22 protein-coding genes are annotated in these 23,757 nt (G+C 64.8%); 8 read left to right on the top strand and 14 right to left on the bottom strand.

Features of this window, described 5'->3' with window-relative positions; translation table 11 throughout:
• The first annotated feature begins 147 nt into the window (after positions 1–147).
• From V5F77_RS20865 to V5F77_RS20850, 4 genes are read left to right on the top strand one after another with little or no spacing between them, the layout of a single operon-like run.
• On the top strand, positions 148–759 hold the full coding sequence (locus tag V5F77_RS20865) for a DUF1285 domain-containing protein (protein WP_429007272.1): 612 nt from the start codon (positions 148–150) through the stop codon (positions 757–759).
• A gap of 20 nt (positions 760–779) precedes the next feature.
• Complete coding sequence (locus V5F77_RS20860) at positions 780–1,415, top strand: CoA pyrophosphatase (RefSeq protein WP_429007271.1); 636 nt, start codon at positions 780–782, stop codon at positions 1,413–1,415.
• Positions 1,415–1,675 carry a DUF6111 family protein gene (locus V5F77_RS20855; RefSeq protein ID WP_429007270.1) on the top strand — a complete coding sequence of 87 codons (261 nt, stop codon included), beginning with the start codon at positions 1,415–1,417 and terminating at the stop codon, positions 1,673–1,675. Before V5F77_RS20860 ends, V5F77_RS20855 begins: the two co-directional genes overlap by 1 nt.
• The gene (locus V5F77_RS20850; RefSeq protein WP_429007269.1) at positions 1,672–2,958 is read left to right on the top strand and encodes a CCA tRNA nucleotidyltransferase; all 1,287 of its coding nucleotides are present in this window, start codon (positions 1,672–1,674) and stop codon (positions 2,956–2,958) included. Before V5F77_RS20855 ends, V5F77_RS20850 begins: the two co-directional genes overlap by 4 nt.
• Before the next feature lie 67 nt (positions 2,959–3,025).
• Here V5F77_RS20850 and V5F77_RS20845 read toward each other — a convergent pair whose 3' ends face one another.
• Together V5F77_RS20845 and hemF are read right to left on the bottom strand one after the other, a co-directional pair.
• The gene (locus tag V5F77_RS20845; RefSeq protein WP_429007268.1) at positions 3,026–3,238 is read right to left on the bottom strand and encodes a DUF2158 domain-containing protein; all 213 of its coding nucleotides are present in this window, start codon (positions 3,236–3,238) and stop codon (positions 3,026–3,028) included.
• A gap of 90 nt (positions 3,239–3,328) precedes the next feature.
• Positions 3,329–4,213 carry an oxygen-dependent coproporphyrinogen oxidase gene (hemF, locus tag V5F77_RS20840; protein WP_429007267.1) on the bottom strand — a complete coding sequence of 295 codons (885 nt, stop codon included), beginning with the start codon at positions 4,211–4,213 and terminating at the stop codon, positions 3,329–3,331.
• Positions 4,214–4,373: 160 nt separating this feature from the next.
• Between hemF and V5F77_RS20835 the strand changes: the two genes are divergently transcribed.
• A complete protein-coding gene (locus V5F77_RS20835) occupies positions 4,374–5,588 on the top strand; it encodes a hypothetical protein (RefSeq protein ID WP_429007266.1) in 1,215 nt (404 codons plus the stop codon).
• Between the two features lie 38 nt (positions 5,589–5,626).
• Here the strand turns inward: V5F77_RS20835 and V5F77_RS20830 are convergent, their stop codons facing one another.
• Together V5F77_RS20830 and V5F77_RS20825 are read right to left on the bottom strand one after the other, a co-directional pair.
• Positions 5,627–6,490, bottom strand: a complete 864-nt coding sequence (locus V5F77_RS20830; protein WP_429007265.1) for a LysR family transcriptional regulator — start codon at positions 6,488–6,490, stop codon at positions 5,627–5,629.
• A 224-nt stretch (positions 6,491–6,714) separates the two neighbouring features.
• Positions 6,715–7,446, bottom strand: coding sequence for a GDSL-type esterase/lipase family protein (locus V5F77_RS20825; protein ID WP_429007264.1), 732 nt, complete (start codon positions 7,444–7,446; stop codon positions 6,715–6,717).
• 87 nt (positions 7,447–7,533) lie between these two features.
• Here V5F77_RS20825 and V5F77_RS20820 point away from each other — a divergent pair, with 87 nt between their 5' ends.
• Positions 7,534–8,538: an alginate O-acetyltransferase AlgX-related protein gene (locus V5F77_RS20820; RefSeq protein WP_429007263.1), complete on the top strand. Its 1,005-nt coding sequence runs from the start codon at positions 7,534–7,536 to the stop codon at positions 8,536–8,538.
• Between the two features lie 126 nt (positions 8,539–8,664).
• On the opposite strand, the gene V5F77_RS20815 is transcribed toward V5F77_RS20820, so the two are convergent.
• The 10 genes from V5F77_RS20815 to V5F77_RS20770 form a co-directional block, all read right to left on the bottom strand.
• Complete coding sequence (locus V5F77_RS20815; RefSeq protein WP_429007262.1) at positions 8,665–10,266, bottom strand: GMC family oxidoreductase; 1,602 nt, start codon at positions 10,264–10,266, stop codon at positions 8,665–8,667.
• 47 nt (positions 10,267–10,313) lie between these two features.
• Positions 10,314–11,723: an FAD-binding oxidoreductase gene (locus tag V5F77_RS20810; RefSeq protein ID WP_429007261.1), complete on the bottom strand. Its 1,410-nt coding sequence runs from the start codon at positions 11,721–11,723 to the stop codon at positions 10,314–10,316.
• Positions 11,720–13,927 (bottom strand): alpha-ketoacid dehydrogenase subunit alpha/beta, encoded by a 2,208-nt coding sequence (locus tag V5F77_RS20805; RefSeq protein WP_429007260.1) that lies wholly within the window; start codon positions 13,925–13,927, stop codon positions 11,720–11,722. The genes V5F77_RS20810 and V5F77_RS20805 overlap by 4 nt, the downstream gene beginning before the upstream one ends.
• A 51-nt stretch (positions 13,928–13,978) precedes the next feature.
• The gene (locus V5F77_RS20800) at positions 13,979–14,758 is read right to left on the bottom strand and encodes an SDR family NAD(P)-dependent oxidoreductase (RefSeq protein ID WP_429007259.1); all 780 of its coding nucleotides are present in this window, start codon (positions 14,756–14,758) and stop codon (positions 13,979–13,981) included.
• Positions 14,755–15,552: a shikimate dehydrogenase family protein gene (locus V5F77_RS20795; RefSeq protein WP_429007258.1), complete on the bottom strand. Its 798-nt coding sequence runs from the start codon at positions 15,550–15,552 to the stop codon at positions 14,755–14,757. Before V5F77_RS20795 ends, V5F77_RS20800 begins: the two co-directional genes overlap by 4 nt.
• Before the next feature lies 1 nt (position 15,553).
• The gene (locus V5F77_RS20790; RefSeq protein ID WP_429007257.1) at positions 15,554–16,987 is read right to left on the bottom strand and encodes an aldehyde dehydrogenase family protein; all 1,434 of its coding nucleotides are present in this window, start codon (positions 16,985–16,987) and stop codon (positions 15,554–15,556) included.
• 18 nt (positions 16,988–17,005) lie between these two features.
• Positions 17,006–17,710, bottom strand: coding sequence for an ABC transporter ATP-binding protein (locus V5F77_RS20785; protein WP_429007256.1), 705 nt, complete (start codon positions 17,708–17,710; stop codon positions 17,006–17,008).
• Positions 17,694–19,529 carry a branched-chain amino acid ABC transporter ATP-binding protein/permease gene (locus V5F77_RS20780; RefSeq protein WP_429007255.1) on the bottom strand — a complete coding sequence of 612 codons (1,836 nt, stop codon included), beginning with the start codon at positions 19,527–19,529 and terminating at the stop codon, positions 17,694–17,696. Before V5F77_RS20780 ends, V5F77_RS20785 begins: the two co-directional genes overlap by 17 nt.
• 4 nt (positions 19,530–19,533) lie before the next feature.
• Positions 19,534–20,406 (bottom strand): branched-chain amino acid ABC transporter permease, encoded by an 873-nt coding sequence (locus tag V5F77_RS20775; RefSeq protein WP_429007254.1) that lies wholly within the window; start codon positions 20,404–20,406, stop codon positions 19,534–19,536.
• A gap of 151 nt (positions 20,407–20,557) precedes the next feature.
• Positions 20,558–21,790 carry an ABC transporter substrate-binding protein gene (locus V5F77_RS20770; protein WP_429007302.1) on the bottom strand — a complete coding sequence of 411 codons (1,233 nt, stop codon included), beginning with the start codon at positions 21,788–21,790 and terminating at the stop codon, positions 20,558–20,560.
• Between the two features lie 167 nt (positions 21,791–21,957).
• On the opposite strand from V5F77_RS20770, the gene V5F77_RS20765 reads away from it, so the two are divergent.
• Together V5F77_RS20765 and V5F77_RS20760 are read left to right on the top strand one after the other, a co-directional pair.
• The gene (locus tag V5F77_RS20765) at positions 21,958–22,962 is read left to right on the top strand and encodes an NAD(P)H-quinone oxidoreductase (protein ID WP_429007253.1); all 1,005 of its coding nucleotides are present in this window, start codon (positions 21,958–21,960) and stop codon (positions 22,960–22,962) included.
• Positions 22,959–23,741, top strand: a complete 783-nt coding sequence (locus tag V5F77_RS20760; RefSeq protein WP_429007252.1) for an SDR family oxidoreductase — start codon at positions 22,959–22,961, stop codon at positions 23,739–23,741. The genes V5F77_RS20765 and V5F77_RS20760 overlap by 4 nt, the downstream gene beginning before the upstream one ends.
• Positions 23,742–23,757: the final 16 nt, after the last annotated feature.

Here is a 23,757-nt window from a genome sequence, read left to right as displayed (position 1 = left end):
GACGGCAAGACGAGGCCCGCAAATCCACCTTCCCGACGCTAAAGTTCGCGGAGGCCGGAACGACCAGCTTACGATATGTTTGCGCCGCGTCGAACCACAGCTTCGCATACGCACACCTTCCCTTGCTCAACTCATCGCGAGGACCCCATGACAGACAGCCGCGATGCGACGCCCGGCGACACCGGGCGGCTCGACGCCCTTATGGCTGCGGCCGCGGCGGCGGGCGGGCGCGGCCCGGCGCCGCTGGAGCACTGGAATCCCCCCGATTGCGGCGATATCGACATGAGGATCGCCGCCGACGGCACATGGTTCTATGCCGGCACGCCCATCGGCCGGCCGGCGCTGGTGCGCCTGTTCTCCTCGGTACTGACGCGCGAGGGCGAGCGTTTCGTGCTCAAGACGCCGGCCGAGAAGGTCGGACTGAAGGTGGAGGACGCGCCGTTCCTGGCGGTGGATTTCGCCGAGGAGGCGGGGGACGCCGGCAAGGTCTTGGTTTTTCGTACCAATCTTGATGACATCGTGCGGTGCGGTCCCGGCCACGATCTGCGTTTCGCGCCCGGCAAGGGGATTGGCGAAGTGCGTCCCTACCTCCATGTAAGGCGCGGGTTGGAGGCGCGCCTGACTCGGGCCGTGTTCGTGGATCTGGTGGATCATGGGGAGGTGCGCGATGTGGACGGGCACCCCATGTTCGGAATCGCGTCCGGCGGGTGCTTCTATCCCATGATGGCGGCGGACGCGCTGGACCGGGCCTCGACATGACGGAGTTGCTGAAGACGCGCATGGACACGTTCGATGATTTCCGCGCCCGGGCGCGGACAAGGCTGCGCACGGCGCCGCCGCCGCCGTTTTCCCCTGAGAGCGCAGCCGGCCTTAACGGCGATCACATGCTCGCTACCGATCCGGCTTCGCTCCTGCCACAGCGCGAGCCGCGGCATGCCGCCGTTCTGGTGCCCATCGTGGCGCGGGCGGAGCCTGCGGTCCTGCTCACGCTGCGCGCGTCCAACCTCTCCCACCATCCCGGCCAGATCGCCTTTCCCGGCGGGCGGGTGGACCCGGAGGACAAGGATGAGGTGGAAGCGGCGCTGCGGGAAGCGCGCGAGGAGGTGGGCCTTGCGGCTCGTTTCATCGAGCCGCTGGGATTTCTCGATGGGTATCTCTCCAGCACCGGTTTTTGGATCGCGCCCGTGGTGGCGCGGGTGGACCCTGCTTATGGGATGACGCTCAATCCCGCGGAGGTGCAGGAGGCGTTCGAGGTGCCGCTCGCCTTCCTGATGACGCCGGCGAACCATCTGCGGCAGTCCGGAGAGCGCAACGGCGTGCTGCGCCATTTCTACGCGATGCCCTATCGCGAGCGCTTCATCTGGGGCGCCACGGCGGGCATCCTGCGCAATCTCTATGACCGGGTTTATGGCTGATGCTCCGCACGCTCCTGATCGAAGGCGGTCTTTTTCTGACGCCGTTCGTCCTCTATGCCCTGCTGCTGCTGGTCACGCGCGGCTCCATCCTGCCGGCGGAATGGTCTCCACGCATGATGGTGGTGCTTTCGGTGTTCGCCATCGCCCTTATGGCGCTCGGCCTGCTGGTCTTCGAGCATGGGCGCGGCGCACCTCCAGGCAGTCGCTATATCCCCGCACAGGTGAAGGATGGGGTGCTCGTGCCCGGCCGGTTCGAATGACCGCCCCCTCGGTCGCCGATGTCCCTTCGATCGCCGAGGCCGCCTGGTTTGCCGCGCCGCCGCTGCGCCGCGTGCTTGGTGCGCTCAATGGCGCCGGGGAGGAAACGCGGATCGTTGGCGGGGCGGTGCGCAATGCGCTGCTCGGCCGGCCGGTGAGCGATGTCGACCTCGCCACCACCGCCCTGCCGCAGGAAACCATGCGCCGCGCCGTTGCCGCCGGCCTGAAAGCGGTACCCACGGGTCTTACCCATGGCACCGTGACGGTGGTCGCGGACGGGATGCCGTTCGAGGTCACCAGCTTGCGCGAGGACGTTGAGACCGATGGCCGCCACGCTGTCGTGCGCTTCGGTCGCGACTGGGGCGCGGATGCGGCGCGGCGCGACTTCACGATGAACGCCCTCTATGCCGACGCGCAGGGCCGGGTGATCGATCTCGTAGGGGGCATCAAGGACCTCAGGGAAGGACGTGTGCGTTTCATCGGTGATGCGCAGACCCGCATCCGTGAGGACCATTTGCGCATCCTGCGTCTGTTCCGCTTTCATGCGGCCTATGGTCGGGGCGCCATGGACCCTACGGCGCTGCGCGCTGCGATCGGCCTGCGCACCGGCATCCTGCGCCTGTCTCGCGAGCGCGTGGGTGCGGAACTGCTGAAGCTGCTTGCGTCCGCAGGCGCCGAAGCGACGGTCCGCCTGATGAGCGAAACCGGCTTTCTGCCGACGATTCTGGCCGGCGTGCCAGATCTTGTCGCGTTCGAGCGGCTGGCGGGGCTGGAAGCCGATCTCGACTTGGCGCCGGACGCGGTGCGCCGATTGGGGGCATTGGCGGTACGCATCCTCGAGGATGCCCTTCGGCTGCGCGCGCGCCTGCGCCTTTCGAACGAGGCATTCCGCCGCCTCCAGGGCATGGCGGGACTGTTTGGGGGGGATGTCGATGCCCGTGCGGCGCGGGCCTTGGTCTATCGCCTGGGTTATGCTGCTTTCGAGGATCGCCTGCTGGTGAATGCGGCCCGCAGGCGGACGTCGGCCGGAGCAGCGGCGGGCGTCCTTGAGGCCGCGCGGACCTGGCAGGTGCCGGCGCTGCCCTATTCCGCCGCTGATTTCATCGCCGCGGGGCTTCAACCGGGGCCGGCGCTTGGGGCCGCGCTCGCGCGCTTGGAGGCGGACTGGATCGGTGCGGATTTTCCGTCAGAGCCGGAGCGCTTGGAGGCGCTTTTCGCTGCGGTGCTTGATGGTGGGACGGCGGTGGCTGTGGCGTCGCAGTCGTTGCGGTCGCCGACAAAATGAAAAAGGCCCTTCCGCAGAAGGGCCTTGAGGGAAGAGCGTAGCGCCAATCCAGGCGCGGCCTTGAAAATCAATCCTCGTCTTCTTCCTCTTCGTCCTCATCGAGGTCGAATTCTTCGATTTCGAGCACGTCGAGGGCGACCGCCGGAAGCTTCTGAGTCCGGAATTCGGCCACTTCCTCAGCGAACCAGATGACTTCGACGATCTCGCCGTCCACGGCGATAATGGTCAGAGCCGGGCTGCCGGACTTGAGTTGAACGATTTCACCGGGCGCGAAGGCCATTGCAGCATCTCCTCAACAGATGCCCACGGCCTAAACGGCTTGTATGACAGTGCCATCACACAACCGCTCCGCCACGGTGCAAACCACACTTTAAGGCCATTTCACCACCGGCGGCATGGAAGACAGGATGGATGCGACGTTGCCCCCGGTCTTCAACCCGAAGATCGTACCGCGATCATACAGCAGGTTGAACTCCACATATCGCCCGCGCCGGACAAGCTGCTCCTCGCGGTCGGCCTCGGTCCAGGGGGTGGCGGCATTGGCGCGCACGAGGCGGGGATAGATGTCGAGGAAGACGCGGCCGACGTCCTGGGTAAAGGCGAAGTCGGCGCCGAAATCCCCGCTGTCCAGCCAGTCATAGAAAATGCCGCCGATGCCGCGCGGCTCGTTGCGGTGCTTTAGGAAGAAATATTCCTCGCACCACGCTTTCAGGCGGGGATAGTCCGCCACCGCATGAGGGGCGCATGCGGCCTCCATGGCTTCATGGAAGACGATGGTATCGGGGTCGTCTTGGGTGCGGCGGCGATCCAATACCGGGGTGAGGTCCGCGCCGCCGCCGAACCAGCTTTTGGTGGTCACCACGAAGCGGGTGTTCATGTGCACAGCCGGCACATGGGGGTTCGTCATATGGGCGATCAGCGAGATGCCGGAGGCCCAGAAGCGCGGATCGTCCGCCGCGCCGGGGATCTGGGCGCGGAATTCGGGCGCGAATTCGCCAAACACCGTGGAGGTGTGCACGCCCACTTTTTCGAACAGCCGCCCGCGCATGAGCGCCATGGTGCCGCCGCCCCCCGGCGCGCCGCTATGGTCGGTCCGGTTCCAGGGCGAGCGTTCGAAGGTGGCCGGCGGACCGGGATAGAGCGAGGCGGGGGCCTGGGCCTCCAGCGTTTCGAAGGCAGCGATGATGTGCCCCTGCAACGCTTCGAACCAAGCGCGGGCCTGGGCTTTGCGGGCCTCGATGTCAGATGGGAGCATGGACGATCCTTGCGCAGCAATTTGCCTGTTTTGCGCCGGAGGGCGCGCAAGTTCAACGTGGCCAAGCGAGGAGGGCCCGGAACCGACGCACGCATGCCTGTTCTTCCATCGGAAGGCCGTGCTATCTGCGGTTCCGAGCGATCTGGGGGCGGATGTTTTTATGAATGCGGAAGCTGACATGCGCCGGGCGCAGATGGGGCGGGAAGGCGGGGGTGTTTTCCCGTTTTTCCTGGCGGTCGTTCTGCTGTTTTGCATCGCGATGTATTTGCGCGTCACACCCTATCTGGCGGAGCCGAGCTTCTGGGCGGAAGACCTTAGTGTGTTCTGGGCTGCGGCCTATGTGAAACCGCTCCATGAAACGCTGTTTGTTCCCTATGCGGGATATCTCCATTTGGTCCCACGCTTGATCGCGGCCGGTGTCGAGCTTTTTCCCTACAAATTGCATCCGACCCTCTATGCCTATGCAAGCGTTGCCGTATCTGCCTGGACTGCGGGCGTCCTCGCGACTTCGGCGGGCACCCGTGTGCTGGGCGCCTTGTGGGCGCTGCTGCTGCTTCTGGTTCCCCACGCGGGGGAGGTGTGGGCGACGCCGACCAACCTGCAATGGGTGATGGCTTGCGCCTTACCGGTGCTGGCCCTTGCGCCCGTATCAACCTCACGCTTCGTGCGCGGCAACCAGATTGCCTTCATGGCTACGACCGCGCTGACGGGTCCGTTCATGGTGCTGTCGGCGCCGCTCTGGGCCTATCGAGCGGCTCGCGCCTGGCGCTCACGTGACGGGCACGGGGCGGTCCTGGTTGCGATCGCGGCGGCGGGGGCGGCGGTCCAGTTCTATTTCCTGACGCGACAGAGCGTGGCAGCGGCTGTCGAGGGTGGCGGCGTAAGCGATTTTTCCGGCACGCTGCTGCACTGCCTCCAGCGCTGGCTGGAGCAGAGCACGGGACCATTGTCCATCCTCAGCCTGATGTTCGGCCCGCTGCTGCTGGCGGGGCTGTTTTGGGGCTCCGCCCGTGTTCTGCGGGCAGGGTGCCTTGCCTTCGCCCTCATCGTCCTGCTGGCGACAACACATAAATTTTCGACCGTGCCCAATCCGCTCGCCGAGACCAATGGCGATCGCTACTTCTTCATCCCCATGGTCATGGCCGGATTTTCCTTTGCCAGCCTGATACTGGATGGCGCTGCCAGCCGCTGGCTTAGGGCCGCGGCCGTGATCTTGCTGCTGCAGATGATGTTCCTGGCGCTGCTGGCCCCGTTGAGCGAGCGCGAGCCGTGGGACTTTGCCCGCAACTGGCGCGGCTATGCCCATCTCATCGGGCGCCAGGATATTCTCGTGACCTTCCCACCCAACTGGCAGTTCCTCATCAAGGCAAAATAGGACGTGTCGGCGCAGGCCGACCGCGCATACCAAATGCCTTAGATTGCCGACCCCTTTACCGCCGTCCAGAGCGCCTCGACGGCGGCACTCTGGCGGGCGCGGGGGCGGAACAGGCAAATATCCATGGCGCTCTCGGCATCGGAGGCGCGGGCAAGACGCTCAGCTTGGATGTCGGCCGCCACTAGGCTCAGCGGGACCCAGGCGATGCCACGGCCGTCGCGCGCGAGCGTTGCCAGCACGCCCGCGAGATGGGAGGTGAAGGCCGGCTCGCCGGTCTCGTCCTTTGTTAGACCAGACGCCGCGAGAATGCGGCCCATGCCGGAAGTCGGGGCATAGGCGAGGTAGGGGCCGCCAACCCGGACGCGCGCCGGCGTCCCCACTGGCACCAAGCGATCTGCGCCAATGGTTGTCGAGAGAAAGGCCGGCTCCTCCAGGCGGACGTGCGCCGCCGGGTGGTGGTGGCACAGCAGCAGATGGGCCTTGCCTTCCACCATCAGGTTCTCGCAGGCCACCATGTTGTCGGCGGTAAGTGCGAACGTGGCCGGGGCGTCGAGCTTGGTTTCGAGGTCGCGCAGCCACGGCGGGAAGAAGGTGAGCGAGAGCACATGGGTGGCGGCGAAGCGGATCGTCGCGCCGCTCGCCTGCGCCGCGATCAGCGCCTCCTGCCGGCCGTGGTGCAGGCGCCGCAGCGCCTCTTCCGCCACTGGCCTCAGGCGCTCGCCCGCGGGGGTCAGCTTGAGGGAATGCGTGGTGCGCTCGATCAGCGGCACGCCCACCCAGTCTTCCAAGGCGCGGATGCGGCGGCTAAACGCGGACTGGCTAACGGAGCGCTTGCGCGCGGCGTGGGAGAATCCGCCCTCGTCCAGCAATGCCAGGAAATCTTCAAGCCAAATCGTATCCATGCCGCACCAGAATTGCGAAGCGCCACCCTAGCGGATGTGGCCGTCCGGGCTCAATCAGGCTCGCCTTTATCCTTTTCCAGAATTATGGGTCTCTGTCGAAATGGCCGGGGAAGACGCGCCCTTATGGCGTCCGCGATCCCTCTGCGGAGCCCATCACGTGGCCCAGAGCCAACGAAACGGTGTCGGTCGGAGTAGTATTTAACTTCCCGTCGATCGGTTTTCTCTTATTTGATTGACTGGATGAATTTTTTCAACCCATTGCTCAACCCAATAAAACCCAGTCGTGAGGGGTGTACCATATCGGGTCTAAAACTCGCACAGCTGGTTTCACTTTCACATGAGATAAATGAGTCAAGATTTACATAGAAACTTCGAGGTTCATGTTCCAATGCACGGTGCATGGCAGCGTCCGCCTGCGCCCTCTCGTCCGTGTACGATTTAAGGCCGGGACCTCTAGGTAAAATCCCGACCATAACCTGGCGTGCGTCAGGCCAAATCTCGCGAATGTCGGCTGAAAGGGCTTGGTATTGCATATCGCGAACACAAGGCCGCTCGTGCAGTCCCAAATCGTTTGTTCCAACAAGTGAAATGACATAGCGAGGGTGTATTTTTGATAAACTGACGCGTGCATCGTGCAGGCGAAACCTGACATTTCTGATTTTATCCCGCCCGACTCCGAGATTCAAAACTGACATTCCATCAAATGTGCTTTCAATCAAATCCTGCGGCCACAATTGCACTATACTGTCACCCAAAAATACAACATCGGCAGACGGAGGAAGATGCTCCACAAGCATATTATGGCGACGGACTGAGGAGCTGGTATCCGCAATAGCGATAGCCGATGCCAGTTCTGTTTCGGCAGCATCGCACTTGTCACCGTCCGGTTCAGCGGCGAAGGTCGCGTTAAGCGACGCAAGCCAGAAGACGAGCAAAGCGAGCACCAGATGTTTCATGCACCCATCCTCATCGCCGAACTCAGGCGAGGAACTTAAGCCTGTAGACCGCTGTGGCTCAAAATGACCGGCAATGGAGACGTAAACGTGACTGACGCTGGAGATGCGGGAAAAATTGAAAATGATGTGCTCCGAGGACAGGAAGGTTGGCTCTTCCTAATCGGAGGCTCTAACTCGGTGGGTGAGTTAATGCAAAATCCCGCTACGGTGCTGGCCGATAAAGTCGATTCTTGGCAGCGCACGCTGCGGCAGCGGCAGGAGCGCATGGCCAAGCTTGGCGCACAATACCTGCATTTCTGGGTGCCGGATAAATTATCGGTCTACCGGGACGTATTGCCGCCCTGCTTCAGTCTTCCGACGCTGACGCCAACGTCGTTCGTTCTTGGTTCAGATCCAGATCTGAACAGCATTGCGATGAATCTCGAAGATTCCTTTGCCAGAGAAAAAAAAGCCGCCCCACTCTTCTGGAAAACCGACACCCACTGGACTTATGAAGGCGCATTTTCTGCCTATAAGGAATTTTGCAAACGCGTTGGCGCTGCTCCAAAATTGGGGTTGCTCGACCGTCCCTTTAGGGATCGGGAGCGTGTCCTTGATCTTGGGAGTAAACTTAATCCCCTGATAAAAGAGATTTATCGCTCGCGTCAAGTCTCCTATAATTCGCATATTGTCTTCGAGAATGAGGTTGTCAAATTTCTAAAACTTCTGAAGCCACAGCTCCATGGTGAAATTCATGGCGGCGCTTCGGTGGAATTCCAAAATGAATCAAATAATTGCGATAAAAGACGTATTATTTTATTTGGGGACTCTTTTTCAGGTTATGGAACCGCCTCATTTACCGCTCTTTTGGCCGAGACATTTTCTTCGGTTCTCTTCGTGTGGTCGCCAAATATAGATTATGATTTGGTTTCAAAATTTGCGCCTGATATTGTTTTAAGTGAGATGGCGGAGCGGTTTATAAGTAGGGTTCCTTGTGACGATATAAATATAAATGATTTTGTATTTAACAAAATCGCGCAATTTTTAAATAAAAAGCTTATTTCGGACGAAAGTGGTGGCCGATTTTTCTCTTCTGGGCGACGTGATCCCTAAAAGAAGAAGCCGAACCACACGACGTGCTGTTGCTCTCAGTGGCTCCGTGGCGTGACCTCCATCTGATCTTAAAAGCGGTTCTCAAGGGAGGAGCCGAACGTCTACGATCGGCCTGCACTGCGTATTTTACTCGATCGCGTCGGCCTTGATGAGGTCGGCGGCCTTCTCGGCGATCATCATCACGGCGGCCTGGGTGTTGGCCGAGACGATGGTGGGCATGATGGAGGCATCCACCACCCGCAGGCCGTCGAGCCCGTGCACCTTCAGGCGCGGATCCACCACGGCGGCGGGGCCGGTGCCCATCGCGCAGGTGCCGATGGGGTGGTAGATGGTCTGGCCCGTGGTGCGCGCGAATTCGAGCCATTGCGCGTCGCTCTGCACGTCGGGTCCGGGGTTCATCTCATAGGCCCGATAGGGGTCCATGGCTTTCTGCTCAACGATGGTGCGGGCGATCTTCATCCCGCCCACCAGGCTGTCGCAATCCTCCTGCACCGCGAGGAAATTCGGGCGGATGGAGGGCTGGGCGAACGGGTCGGCCGATTTCACATGGATCGAGCCGATGGATTGCGGGCGCAATTGGGTGACGCCGATGGTCATACCCGGCAGATGGTCCAGCGCGCGATCGGCGGCGTTGGCATAGCTCGCATGCATAAAGAAATACTGGATGTCGGGTGTTTCCAGTTCCGGCCGGGTCTTCACGAAGCCGTGGGCGAGCCCGGTGCCAAGGGTAAGGATGCCGGTGCGGGTGAGGAAATATTGCGCCACCGCCTTGCCGAGCTTCAGACCCCGGGTCTGCTCGTTAAGGGTGATGGGCAGCTTCACCCGCCAGTTCATGCGGGTGGCGAAATGGTCGCGGTAATTATTGCCGACGCCCTTCAGCTCATGGAACACCGGCAGGCCGGCGGCCGATAGGGTTTGCGGATCGCCGATGCCCGAAAGTTCCAGCAATTGCGGCGACTGCACCGCGCCGGCGGTGAGAATCACCTCGCCCCGCGCCTGCGCCACCAGATCCTTGCCGCCCACGCGATATCGCACGTCGGTAGCGCGTCGGCCGGAGAAGTCGAGCTTCAGAACATGGGCGCGGGTGACAACCTTCAGGTTCGGCCGGCCGAGGGCGGGGCGTAGATAGGCATCCACCACGGTCCAGCGCCGGCCGTCCTTCTGGTTGACCTGATAATAGCCGAAGCCCTCCTGGTCCGGGCCGTTATAGTCGGGATTGCGGGCATAGCCGGCCTCTTCGGCGGCGGCGATGAAGGCTTCCGAGAGCACCGGCCGCTCGGCCACCCGCACGATGTTCATCGGGCCGGATGCGCCACGCGAGGGGTCGGCATCCGGTGCGGCGAAGGTCTCCATCTTTTGGAAATAGGGCAGCACGTCGGCGGCGCTCCAGCCGAGGGCGCCGCGCTGCGCCCAGCCGTCGTAATCCTGCGGCTGGCCGCGCACATAGATCATGCCGTTGATCAAGGTGGAGCCGCCGAGCCCCTTGCCGCGCGGCACGACGATCTCGCGATTGCCGGTGTTTTCCTCCTTCTCCGTCGTAAAACGCCAGTTGAAGGCGGCGCCGCTCAACAGCTTGGAGAAGCCGGCGGGGATGGGAATCCAGAACCCGTTGTCGGGCCCGCCGGCTTCCAGAAGGAGCACGGAGCGCTTGGCATCTTCCGACAGGCGGGCCGCAAGGATGCAGCCGGCGGTGCCACCGCCGACGATGATGTAGTCGAACGTTTCCATGACATCCCCCTTTGGGGTCTCTTCTTGACGTGGGCCCCCGTGCGCGCTCAAGGCGCGCGCACGGGCAGCACCTTTCCGGGATTGAGCCGCTGGTGCGGATCGAGAGCCGTCTTGAGGGTCGCGCACAGGGCGGTCTCCTCGGCCGAGCGGCGGCGCAAAAGCTCCTCCACCCGGTATTGGCCGATGCCGTGCTCGGCCGAGATGGAGCCGCCGAAGCTGTCCACCACATCGTGCACGAGGCGGTTTATGGCGGCGCCGTCATGGCTTGAATCCACCAGCACGTTGTAGTGCAGGTTGCCGTCGCCCACATGGCCGAACACATTGGCCCGCGCCCCAGGCGCCCCTGCTGCCAGCGCCGCGTCGGCGGCATCGAGGAAGGCGGGAATGTCTGTGATGGGCACGGAGATATCGTGCTTCAGGCTCTTGCCCTCGCGCGCCTCGCCCTCGGAAATGTGCTCGCGCAAGGCCCAGAGCTGGGCTGCCTGGGCGCCGGATTCCGCCACCACGCCGTCGAGGGCAATTTCTTGTTCCAAGGCCGCCGAAAGCGCTGCTTCTGCTGCGTCGCGCAGACCGCTCAGGCTCGCGCCCGCCTCAATGAGCACGAACCAGTCGCCGGCTGCGATCGGCGGGCTGAGGCCCGCGTGGCGCCGCACCAGATCGAATGAGACACTGGAAATCAGCTCGAAGGCGGAGATGGAATCCCCCAGTTCCTCCTGTGTCAGCGCCAGCAATTGCAATGCGGCGGCGGGGGAGGGTACGCTGAGCAGTGCGGTGACCGTTTGCTTGGGGCGCGGCACCAAGCGTAGGATGGCTGCGGTGACGATACCGAGCGTGCCTTCGCTGCCGATGAAAAGTTGCTTCCAGTCATAGCCGGCATTGTCTTTGCGCAGGCGACGCATGCCATTGACGATGGTGCCGTCGGCCAGCACCACCTCCAGGCCCAGCACGAGGGCGCGGGTCATGCCGTAACGCAGCACATTCACCCCGCCCGCATTGGTGGAGACGATGCCGCCGACGGTGGCGGACCCCTCCGCCGCGAGGCTCACCGGCAGAAGCCGGCCGGCCTCGGCGGCAGCGTCCTGCGCCACCTTCAGGATGCATCCGGCGTCAGCCTCAAGCGTCATGCCGATGGGGTCGAGCGCGCGAACGGCATTCATGCGGGTGAGCGAAAGCACAACCTGCGCCCCCGAGCCGTCCGGCACCGCACCGGCCGCAAGTCCGGTATTGCCGCCCTGGGGCACGATTGCCGCACCTGCCTCGGCGCAGGCCCGAACCACCAAAGACACCTCGGCGGTGGATGCCGGCCGCACCACGCACAGCGGCTTGCCCGGGAATTGCCGGCGCCAGTCGATGGCATAGAGTTCCATGTCGGCTTCGCCGGTGATGAGCCCTGTGGGACCGACGATGTCCTGAAGCTGCGCCAGCAGCGCGGTGTGGGTTTGGTCCGCCGCGCTCATGATGCGGCCTGCGCGAGCAGGGCGGCTGGGAGCGGGGTTCCGCGCGCCGCCATGGCCACCGCGAGCCCGTCCGCAACTTCCGGCGTCCCGGCATAAGCGGCGCGCTCCAGCACCTTGGAGATGGTGGGCGAGGCTTCCTTGCCGGTGACGCGCTGGATCGGCTGGTCGAGCCAATCCATGTAGCGGCGCTGGATCTCATCGGCGAGGAAGCTGCCGTAGGAGGTGCCCACCGAGCCCTGCTCGACGATCACGACATTGTTGGTCTTGCGGATGCTTTCGCCAATGGTGTCCCAATCGAGCGAGGCGCGGTCAAGGGTGCGCAGGTCGATGATCTCGGCATCGACGCCGAGTTGCTCGACCGCTTCCTGGCTGCGGTTCACCATGGCCGAATAGGTCAGGATGGTGAGGTCGTTGCCCGCCCGCGCGACGCGGGCCTTGCCGAGCGGGATGATGTAGTCGAGGTCGGTAATCGGGATATTGCCCATGGTCTGATAGAGATCCACATGTTCGATGACGAGCACGGGATCGTTGCAGGCCAGCGCGGCATTCATCAAGCCCACATAGTCGAACGGGGTGGAGGGCGCGACGATGCGCCAGCCCGGCGAGGTGGCGAACATGCCCGCCGGGTCCAGCGAATGCTGGGAGCCGTAGCCCGTGCCCATGGCGATCTTGGTGCGCAGCACCAGGGGCACGTCCACATCAGCACCGAACATGTGGCGCGCCTTGCCGATCTGGTTGAACACCTGGTCGGCCGCGACCCACATGAAATCGGGATACATGAACTCGATGATCGGCCGATAGCGCCCGTCCATGGCAAGGCCGCCCGCGAGGCCGGCGAACGCGCCTTCGCTGATGGGGGTGCCGAACACCCGGTCCGGGAAGGCGGCGGCAAGACCACGCGTGGCGCCGTTGGTGCCGCCCTTCAAACGGTGGATATCCTCTCCCATGATGACAAGGCGCGCATCGGTCTCGAAGCGGCGATGCAGCACGTCGGCGATGGCATCCACGAACTTGCGCGCAACGGTGGGGCCGGCGAACGTCACCGCCTCCTCCACCCGGGCCCCCTTCAGCTCGGAGAGGTCGCCGCGAATGCCGGTATCGACGAAACCGACATCAGGCCAGAGCGCCGGCTGCACCCGGCGCCTGTTGCCGTCTGGCTCCACGAGCCGGGCGGCGACTTCCCCCATCAGCGCCTTGCAGCGCTCGCGCAGCGCATCGAGATCGCTCTGGCCCAAGGCCCCCTGCTGCACCAAGGCGCGGCCGGTGCGATCGATGGGGTCGCGGGCGCGCCAGGAGGCTTCCTCCTCCTTGGTGCGATAACCGAAGGCGGAGCCCGGCAGCGGGCCATTTTGGTGGAAATAGCGATAGACCTCGACCTCGATCACCGCCGGCCCCTGGCCCGAGCGCATCACCGCGAGGGCTTCCTGGGTTGCGAGATGGACCGCCAGCGGGTCCATGCCGTCCACCCGCCAGGAGGGGATGCCGAAGCCGGGACCACGGCCGGACAGGCGCGGGTCGCGCGTCGCCTCGGCGACGGTGGTTGCAACCGCGTAGCCATTGTTCTCGATGAAGAACAGCAGCGGCAAATTCCAGGCGGCGGCGAGATTCATGGTCTCCAGCACTGCGCCGATATTCACCGCCCCGTCGCCGAAATAGGTGATGGCGACATCGCCCGTGCCGGCGAGCTTGTGGGCCATCGCCGCGCCCGCCGCGAGCGGCACGCCGCCGCCGACGATGGCATTGGTGCCGATAGCGCCCGCTTCCCCCCAGCGCAGATGCATGGAGCCGCCGCGCCCGTGGCCGAAGCCCGGTTCAAGCCCGAGGATCTCGGCGAGCGATTGGTACATCAGCGGCTCGGTGCCTTTGGGGAAGGCGGCCTTCGGATCGAGGCCCGGCGCGATATAGGCGAGGGCTTTGGCGAGGAATTGATGATGGCCGCGATGGGAGCCGTTCACCTGGTCGCCCGGCCGCAGCCCGACGATGGAGCCGGCGGCGCCACCTTCCTGGCCGACCGAGGAATGGGCGGGGCCATGGACCAGCCCTTCGCCGGCCAGTTCAAGCACCGTCTCCTCGAAGGCGCGGATCAGGTTCATCTGGGTGAGCAGTTCGCCCAGAAGCTTCGGGTCCGCCTGCTGCCAGTCGGCCTCGGTGGTGCGCAGTTCGATCCAGGGTGCCGCTGCCTGCAGCGCGATGCGGTCCGCCATAATCATTCTCCCAAAGACCGGCCGAGGGGGCCGCTCTCTTCGTGCAAATCTTCAGAGATATCCGTAGGCGGCCCAGCCGCCGTCGACGCCGAGCACCTGCCCGGTGATGGCGCCTGCATGGTCGCTGGCGAGGAACACCGCCGCCTGCGCCACCTCTTCGGGCGCGATCAGCCGGCCGATGGGGGTGCGCATTTTCAGACGGTCGAGGTCGAGCCGGCCGCGTGCGGCAAGATCGTCCAGGAAGGGGGTGCGCACATAGCCGGGGGCAAGGGCGTTCACACGCACGCCGCGTGATGCCCATTCCACCGCCAGCGCCTTGGCCATCATCACCACGCCCGCCTTGGAGACGCAGTAGCCGATGCGTTCCGGAGCGGCGACCACGCCATACATGGAGGCCATGAGGAGGATCGAGCCGCGCCCGCGCTCTAGCATCCGCCGGCCCGCTTCCTGGGCGGTGAGGAAGACGCCGGTAAGGTTGATGTCCATCACCCTTTGCCAATCAGCGTCGGTGACGTCGAGGGTCGGTTGGTTCGAGGAGATTCCGGCATTGGCCAGCGCGATGTCGAGCCCGCCGAAATCCTCGGCCGCATCGCAGGCGCGCGCTACGTCGGCACGGCTGGTCACGGAGCCGGAAACCGCGATGGTCTCGCCAAGCTCTACTGCTACGGCGCCGGACTTGGGATCTGGATCGAGCAGCACGAGGCGCGCGCCCTGGGCCCGCAGCGCCCGGCTGATCGCAAGGCCGATGCCCGAGGCGCCGCCGGTCACCAGGGCACAGCGGCCCTTCAGCAGGCCGACGGCCGGAAGCGCGGGGGAGACAAGCGCGTTCACGGTTCCATTCCCACGAAGCGCGCCATCAGCTCCAATTGGCAGTCCAGCATGGGCTGGCCCGGCTGGATGCGGCAGCCGCGCGCCTGCGCCGCTGCCAGCAGCGCCGTGGTGACGGGCTGCATGATGATCTCGGCGACGATCTGGTCGGGCGTCAGGCACGCCACGTCCAGGGGCAGCGGGTCGCCCTCCTTCAGGCCGAGCGAGGTGGCGTTCACCACCAGATCGTGGCCGGAGGGATCGGGCGTGCCGATGTCCACCTGTAGGTTAGGGAAGGGACCGGCGAGCCGGCCGGCGAGGTCTTCCGCCTTGGCGCGGGTGCGGTTGGCGATGGTGAGGCGCGAAATACCCGCCTGCGCCAGGGCGAAAGCGATGGCATTGGCGGCGCCGCCGGCACCGGCCAGATAGGCGCTGCGCCCTTCGGGTTCGATGCCATTCTGGCGCAATCCGGCGACGAAACCGTGCCCGTCCAACATCTCGCCCACCAACCGCCCGTCCGCCTCGCGACGGATGGTGTTGACGGCGCCGATGAGGCGCGCGCTCTCGCTCACCTCGTCGCACAGATCCACCACGGCGGTCTTGTGTGGCACGGTGACGATGAGGCCGCCGAGATTGCGCAGCAGCCGCATCCCGCCGACCACGGTGGCAAGGTCTTCTGCGCTGGCGTGCAGCGGCACCAGCACGCCGTCATAGCCCCGCTTAGCCATCAGGGCGTTGAGCGCCTGGGGGGTTTTCACATGGTGAATGGGATCGGCCAGGATGCCGAAGAGGCGCGTGTGCCCGGTGATTTGCGTCATGTCATCCCGCCAGCGTGTAGGCGGTCTTCACCGCGGTGTAGAATTCCCGGGCATAGGCGCCCTGCTCGCGCGGGCCGTAGGACGAGCCCTTCCGGCCGCCGAACGGGGCGTGATAATCGACGCCGGCGGTGGCGAGGTTCACCATGACCATGCCGGCCTGGGAGCGGCGGCGGAAGTCGCTCGCATGCTTGAGCGAGGTGGTGCAGATGCCGGAGGAAAGACCAAATTCGGTATCGTTGGCGACCGTGATGGCTTCTTCATAGTCGCGCACGCGGATCACGCTGGCGACGGGGCCGAAGATTTCCTCGCGGTTGATCCGCATGGAATTGTCGGTCTCGGTCATCAGAGCGGGGGCCATGTAATAGCCCGGCGTGCCACGCTCCAGGCGTTCGCCGCCGATCACCTTGGCGCCCTCGGCCTTGCCGATACCGACATAGTCGAGGTCCTGGTCGAGTTGCTCCTGGCTCACCACCGGGCCGATATCGGTGCCGGCCTTCAGCGCATCGTCCACCTTCAGGGCGGCGAGGCGTTCCGCCAGGGCGGCGACGAAGCGGTCGTGGATCTCGCTCTGCACGATCAGGCGCGACGAGGCGGTGCAGCGCTGGCCGGTGGAATAGAAGGCGCCGTTGACCGCGCATTCCACGGCGGTCTTCAGGTCCGCGTCATCGAGCACCACGAGCGGATTCTTGCCGCCCATCTCCAACTGGAACTTGGCGCCGCGCGCCACGAGATCGCCAGCGATGCGACGGCCCACCGGCACCGAGCCGGTGAAGGAGATGGCGCGCACCTTGGGCGAATTCACCAGCGCGTTGCCGACCTGCGAGCCCGGCCCCATCACCAGGTTGAACACGCCCTCCGGCAGGTCTGCGCGGGAGATGATCTCCGCCAGCGCCCAGGCCGAGCCAGGCACCAGTTCCGCCGGCTTGAACACCACGCAATTGCCATAGGCGAGGGCGGGCGCGATCTTCCAGGCGGGAATGGCGATGGGGAAATTCCAGGGCGTGATCAGGCCGACGACGCCTTCCGGCTCGCGGGTGATCTCCACGTCCACGCCGGGCCGCACCGAGGCGAGTTTATCGCCCGTGAGGCGCAGCGCCTCGCCGGAGAAGAATTTGAACACGCGGCCCGCGCGGGTGGCTTCGCCGATGCCCTCGGCGAGCGTCTTGCCCTCCTCGCGGGCGAGCAGGGTGCCGAGTTCCACCTTGCGGGCGAGGATTTCCGTGCCGATGCGGTCGAGCGCGTCGGCGCGCACTTCCGGGCTGGCGGCGGCCCAGGCCGGGAAGGCGGTGAATGCGGCATCGATGGCCGCCTGCGCCTGCGCCGCATCGGCGAGCGCATATTCGCCGACGAGGTCGTCGAGGTTGGAGGGGTTGATGTTGCGGTTCACCCGCGTGCCTTCGACCCAGTCGCCGGCGATGAAATTCTTATGCAGCATGGCAAGGGTTCCGAAGGTTCAAATGCCGAGATAGACGGTCTTGATGTGCGGATCGGCGAGCAGGCCGGGGCCGGTGTTCTCGATGGCGATGCGGCCGTTCTCGATCACGTAGGCGCGGTCGGCGATCTTCAGCGCGTGGAAGGCTTTCTGTTCCACAAGAAGCACCGTCGTGCCCATCTTGCAGATGCGGTCGAGCACATCGAACATCTGCTGCACGATGATGGGGGCAAGGCCGAGGGAAGGCTCGTCCAGCATCAGCAGCTTGGGCGCCGCCATGAGGCCGCGGGCAATGGCCACCATCTGTTGTTCGCCGCCCGAGAGCGAGCCGGCGAACTGGGTGAGGCGCTCGCGCACCCGGGGGAAAATGTCGAGCACTTCCTCGAACCGCTGCGCCGCGCCTTCCCGCGCCTTGGGGTGGTAGCAACCCATCAGGACGTTGTCCTTGACGGTCATGACCGGAAACAGCTGGCGCGCCTCCGGCACCATGACCAGCCCGCGCCCGACGATATCGGCCGGATCCATACGGTCGATGCGCTGGCCGTCGAAGGTGATTTCCCCGCGCCCTGGCTTCACGAGGCCGGAGATGGCGCGCAGTAGCGTGGTCTTGCCGGCGCCGTTCGCGCCGATGATGGTGACCACCTCGCCGCGCCCGACGCGGATCGAGACGTCTTCGAGGATGATGGTGCGGCCGTAGCCGGCCGAAATCTCAGAGACCTTGAGCATCGGCGTAATCCTCCCCGAGATAGGCTTCGATCACGCGGCGGTCGCGCACGACTTCCTGTGGCGGCCCCTCCGCGATCAGCTTGCCGGAATCGATCACCGCGATCCGGTCGGACAGGCTCATGATGGCCTGCATGTTGTGCTCGATGGCGACCACGGTGACGCCATGGTCGCGGATGGTGCGGATGAGCTCGACCATGCGCTGGGTATCGGCCTGGCTCTGGCCCGCCATCACTTCATCCAGCAGCAGGATGCTGGGCTCGGTGGCGAGCGTGCGCGCCACTTCCAGCCGCTTGAGCCCGCCGATGGGCAAGGTGCCGGCCTCGACATCCCTCACATCGTCGAGCCCCACCACCTTCGCCACGCGCAGGGCGGCGGCGCGGGCGTCCTCCACCTTGGGATGGCGCAGGAAAGCGCCGATCATGATGTTCTCCAGCACGGTGAGCTTGCCGAACGGCTGGACGATCTGGAACGTGCGGCCGATGCCGCGCCGGGCAAAGCCGTCGGCGCTGCTCGGCGTCACCGCAACTCCATCCGCGCCGATAATCTCAACCGAGCCGGAATTGGGGTGCAGGAACCCCGAGAGCTGGTTGAAGAAGGTGGTCTTGCCAGCGCCGTTGGGGCCGATGATGCCCAGAATCTCGCCGCGTTTGAGAGTGAGCGAAATGTTGTCGGTGGCGACCAGGCCACCGAAGGTCTTCGTCAGGTTCTTGGCGATGAGGATCGGTTCGCCGGGCGTGCCGGTGATGGCATTCGGGGCAGGTGCCTCGCGCACCGGGGCCACGCGCCCGCCGCCGGGCAGGGCATCGATCCAGCGGCCGACCCGCTTGCCAAATGTGCCGACCAGGCCGCCGGGCAAGGTGAGGGTTATGATCACCAGCACCGTGCCGTAGACGAAGCCGTGCAGGCCGTTGGCGGAGGCGCCGAGCCAGCCGCGCGCCAGTTCCGCGAGCGGCACCACCAGCACCGTGCCGAGCAGGGGACCCGCCACCGTGCCGAGCCCGCCGATCAGCGAGAACATGGCGATCTCGATCGAGGTGGCGAGCGAGAACATGGTCGCCGGCTCGAGGAAGGTCATGTACATGGCGTGAAAGGCGCCGACCAGGGCCGTGAGTGCCGCCGAGATGGCGATCGCCTGCAGCTTCACCGACGTGTTGTTCACGCCCGCCGCCAGCGCCGCCGGATCACGCTCGCGCACCGCCGTCAGATAGAAGCCGAGGCGCGAGTTGCGGATGAGATAAGACACCGCGATGCACAGCAGCAGCAGGCCGAAGGCGATGTAGAGATAATTGATCTTGTCGCGGAAGATCATCCACGTCCAGCCGAGCTTCAGCGGCACGATCAGGCCCGCGGAACCGCCGGTGACTTCATGGAAGTGGATCGACAGCAGCCGTACCACTTCCAGGAATGCGATGGTGGCCAGCGAGAAGAACGGACCGCGCAGGCGAAAGCAGGGATAGCCGATGGCCAGCCCGACGACCGCCGCCAGCGCCGCGCCCACCAGCATGCCGAGCCAGGGCGTCAGGCCGAAATGGGTGATCAGCAGCGCGGTCGTGTAGCCGCCGATGCCGTAGAACACCATGTGGCCGAGGGAGAGCTGGCCGGCATAGCCGCCGACGATGTTCCAGGCGGTGGAGAGCGCGGCGAACACGCAGATGGTGACGAACACGTGCACCACGAACGGCGAGCCGGAGACCATCGGGATGATCAGTATCAGCGCCAGCGCGATCAGCGCGCAATAGACGCGCGGATGGGTCAGACTGGCGAGGAGGCCGGGGCGCTTCGGGTGAGTGGCGGGAGCGGAGGTTGCTTTGACGGTCATGGGATCACTCCGTCCCGCGGCCGAGGCCAAACAGGCCGGTCGGCTTGAAGATCAAGATCAGGATGAAGATCATGAAATATACGACCTCCTTGAGGTCGGGCGCGATGTAATATCCCGAAAGACTATCCACGACGCCGATGATCATGGCACCGAAGAAAGCGCCGTACATGGAGCGCATGCCGCCGAGCACCACCACCACGAAGGCGGTGAGCACAAAATAAGTGCCGATGGTGGGCGTCACGGGATAGAGCGGCATCACCAGCGCGCTGGCGAGGCCGACGCAGGCCGCGCCGAGGCCGAAGGCGATGACATAGATGCGGTCCACGCGCACGCCCATGAGCAGCGCGGCGTTGCGGTTCTGCGCCGTGGCGCGGATGGCGCGGCCGAGCGGGGTGGATTGCATGAACAGATGCAGGCCCGCCACCAGGGCCAGCGCGCAGAAGAACATCACGATCTGGCCGATCACCAAAGTGAAGCCGCCGATATTGATGGAATGCTGCACAGCCGAGGGGGGCACCGAATAGAGGTCCGCGCCGAAGATCATCAGCGCGAGGTTCATCAGCGCCGTGGACAGGCCGACGGTCGCGAAGATCTGGATATGCTCTTCGGCGGACAGCAACGGCTGGATGATGAAGCGCTGCACCAGGGCGCCGAAGGCGAACAGCAGCAGCACGATGGGAATGGCCGAAACATAAGGATGCAGGCCGAATTTCGCGGCGAGCAGATAGGCGCCGTACATGCCGACCATCAGGAACTCGCCATGCGCGAAGTTCACCACCCGGACGATGCCGAAGATGAGGGTCAGGCCAACGCTGATGATCGCGTACATGCTGCCGAGCAGGATGCCGTTGATCAGGAGCTGAATGAAAACGTCCATCGCGCGGGACTCCAGGCGGACGGGGCGGCGGAAAGCGCCGTGGGCAACGGCACGGCGAGCATCAACTGCCCCTCAGGGGAGGCCGATGGCATCTGTTTGAAAAAGCGGCCGCCGCGCGGGGGCGGCGACCGCAAGGTGCAAGCCGGGAGGCTCAGTTGGTCCCGACGCCGACCTTCATCTTCGCGACGGCGGCGGCTTCGGGGAACACGGTGACGAGTTCGCCGCCCTGCCACTGCATCAGGAAGGGGAGGGCGCGGGTGTTCTGTCCCTGCTCGGAAAATTTGGCGCCCCAGCCGGTGGCGGTGCTGCCCACCGGGAGGTCGACCTTCATCACCTGGGCGCGGATGTTGTCCGCCGTCAGATCCTTGGAGGCGGCGATGGCGTCGAAGAACACCTTGGCGCCCATGTAGTTGGCAAGGCTGTGCCCGGAGCGCGGATCGGTGCCGTACTTGGCTTTGTACTTGGTGACGAACTCCTCGATGCCCGGCGCCGCCTTGGGATTGGTGCGGTACTGGGTGAAGTCCACGTCAAGCGCGCCTTCCATGTTGTCCGCACCCACGGCCGCCACGGTATCGCGCAGCGAATAGCCGCCGCCGGCGCCGATAACCGCCTTGGGCTTGAAGCCCTGGTCCTTCATCTGGCGGAAGAACAGCACGGTGTCGTTCTGGTAGGAGGTCTGAAGCACCACATCCACGCCGGCGCTCTTGAGGCGCAGGATGACGGGGGTCAGGTCAACGGACTTGGCGGAATAGGCGAGGGCCTCGACAACGTTCAGCTTCTTCTCGGCCGCACGCGACTTCTGATAGCCGGACATGGTCTGGCCGTAGAGCGAATCTTCGTAGATGATGCCGATCTTCAGCTCTTCAGGCTTTTTGCCGAGCGCCGGGGCGATGGCATCGGAAACCGAATCGACCATGCGGACCGAGAAGTCCTTGGCGGTCGCATTGGTGCGAAACACGTTCTTGAAGCCGCGTTCGGTGATGGGATCGGAGACCGCGCCAAGCTCGAAATAGGGCACGCCGGCGAGTTCTGCCACCTGGGTTGCCGCGAGCGACAAGGACGAGGAATAGGTGCCGAAAATGGCGGAGACATTATCTACCGAGGTCAGGCGGCGCGCTTCACCGACCGCCTGGTTGGGATCCACCGCATCGCCCTTGATCAGGGTGATGGTCTTGCCATTGATGCCGCCGGCGGCATTGCGTTCCTCGACAGCGATTTCCAGGCCGCGGAAGCTCTCGTCGCCGAGCAGAGCGAGCCCGCCCGAGAACGGATAGAGCGCGCCGAATTTGATGTTCTGCTGGGCGGTGGCGGGTGCGATGCCGGCAAACGGGGCCGCGCCCACAATCATAGCGGCAGCCAACGCTGCCCGCGCAATCTTCCTCATCATTTCCTCCAGTAACGCGCCGTAGGCCGACGACATCAGCGGCCGCTCGGGAGCGACCTTCCAGCTAAGTGTGCAGATAACCAAGTTGCCTGACAAGTGGGAAATTGCTAGCGTCGCACGACGAGTTGCGGCCGCCCCTTCAAGAGCCGCGCGGAGGAAATACGCCAATGTCAGATTTACCGACCACCATGCGCCAGATCCGTTTCGAGGGGTCGGGCGGGCCGGACGTGATTCGCGTCGAGACCGCCCCCCTTCCGGTTCCTGGCCCCGGGCAGGTCCTGGTTGAAGTGGTGGCGGCGGGCGTTAATCGTCCCGATTGCCTGCAGCGCGCCGGCGGCTATCCGCCGCCTCCGGGAGCCACCGAAATTCCTGGCCTGGAGATCGGCGGGCGTGTGGTTGCGCTTGGTGAAGGCGTCACGTCTTTGACGATCGGCGACGAGGTTTGTGCGCTTGTTATCAGCGGCGGCTATGCGGAATATTGCGTTGCCGAGGCACCTTTGTGCCTGCCGGTGCCCAAGCCCCTGTCGCTGCTGGAAGCGGCCGGGCTGCCGGAGAATTACTACACCGTCTATGACAACATCTTCACCCGCGGGCGCTTGATTGCCGGTGAGACCATCCTGATCCACGGCGGGTCGAGCGGTATCGGCTCGACCGCGATCCAGCTTGCCAAGAACGCAGGTGCGCGCGTGTTCGCCACCGCAGGCTCGCAGGACAAATGCGATTTCTGCACCGCGCTCGGCGCGGATGTTGCCATCAATTATCGTGCGGCCGATTTCGTCGCCGAGGTGAAGCGTCTTACCGACGGCATGGGCGTCGATGTTATTCTCGACATGGTCGGCGGTCCCTATATCGCGCGCAATCTCTCGGCCCTCGCGCTCGAAGGCCGTTTGGTGCAGATCGCGTTTCTGCAGCCGAGCCGCGTGGACATTGATCTGATGCCCATCATGCTGCGGCGCCTGACGCTCACCGGCTCCACCCTGCGCGCCCGCTCGGTGCCGCTGAAGGCGGCGATCGCCGATCATCTGCGGCGCGATGTATGGCCGCTGCTGGAGACTGGAACGGTGCGCCCGGTCATCCATGCCACCTTCCCGCTGGAAGAGGCGCAGGCCGCCCATGCGCTGATGGAATCGAGCGCCCATTCCGGCAAGATCATGCTGGAGACCGGCAAGTGAGTGGGCCGGACCAGTCGCATAGCGGGCGGGTGGTTCTCGTCACCGGCTCCGGCCGCGGCATCGGCCGGGCCATGGCCGATGCCCATGCCGATGCTGGCGCTGCCGTTGCCTATCTCGACTATGACCCCGCCCTTGCACGGGACGCGGCTGAGGCTGCTCTTGCGCGGGGGGTGAAGGCGGTGGCGGTTTCGGCCGATGTCGCGGACTATGAGGCGGTCGTGGACGCCATCGAGAGCGCAACGGCGGCGCTCGGACCCATCGACGTGCTGGTGAACAATGCCGGCATCTCGCCCAAGACCGGCGCCGACAAGCGCCGGGTCGACGCCTTCGCCATGGACCCTGCCGAATGGCGGCGGGTCATCGATGTGAACCTCACCGGCGCCTTCAATTGCAGCCGGGTGGTTCTGCCGGGCATGCGGGAATTGGGACGCGGGCGGATCGTCAACGTGTCCTCGGTCGCCGGGCGCACCTATTGCGACATCGTCGCGGTGCATTACGCCGCCTCCAAGGCCGCGCTGATTGGCTTCACCAAGCATCTGGCGGGCGAACTCGGGCCGCTCGGTATTACGGTGAACGCACTTGCCCCCGGCCGCATCGATACCCCGCTGATGCGCGGGACGGCGCCGGAAGCCAATGAGGCGGCGCGTATGGCGACGCCCCTGCGCCGGCTCGGATCGCCCGAGGACGTGGCGGGAACCTGCCTGTTCCTCACTTCGGAGCAGGCGAGTTTCGTTACCGGCCAGGTGGTCGATGTCGCGGGCGGCTGGCTTCTCACCTGATTTCAAGCGTCAGGAA

This window comes from Roseixanthobacter psychrophilus (genome assembly GCF_043195195.1).
GTDB lineage: Bacteria > Pseudomonadota > Alphaproteobacteria > Rhizobiales > Xanthobacteraceae > NCEH01.
This window is presented reverse-complemented; position numbering and strand designations above follow the sequence as displayed.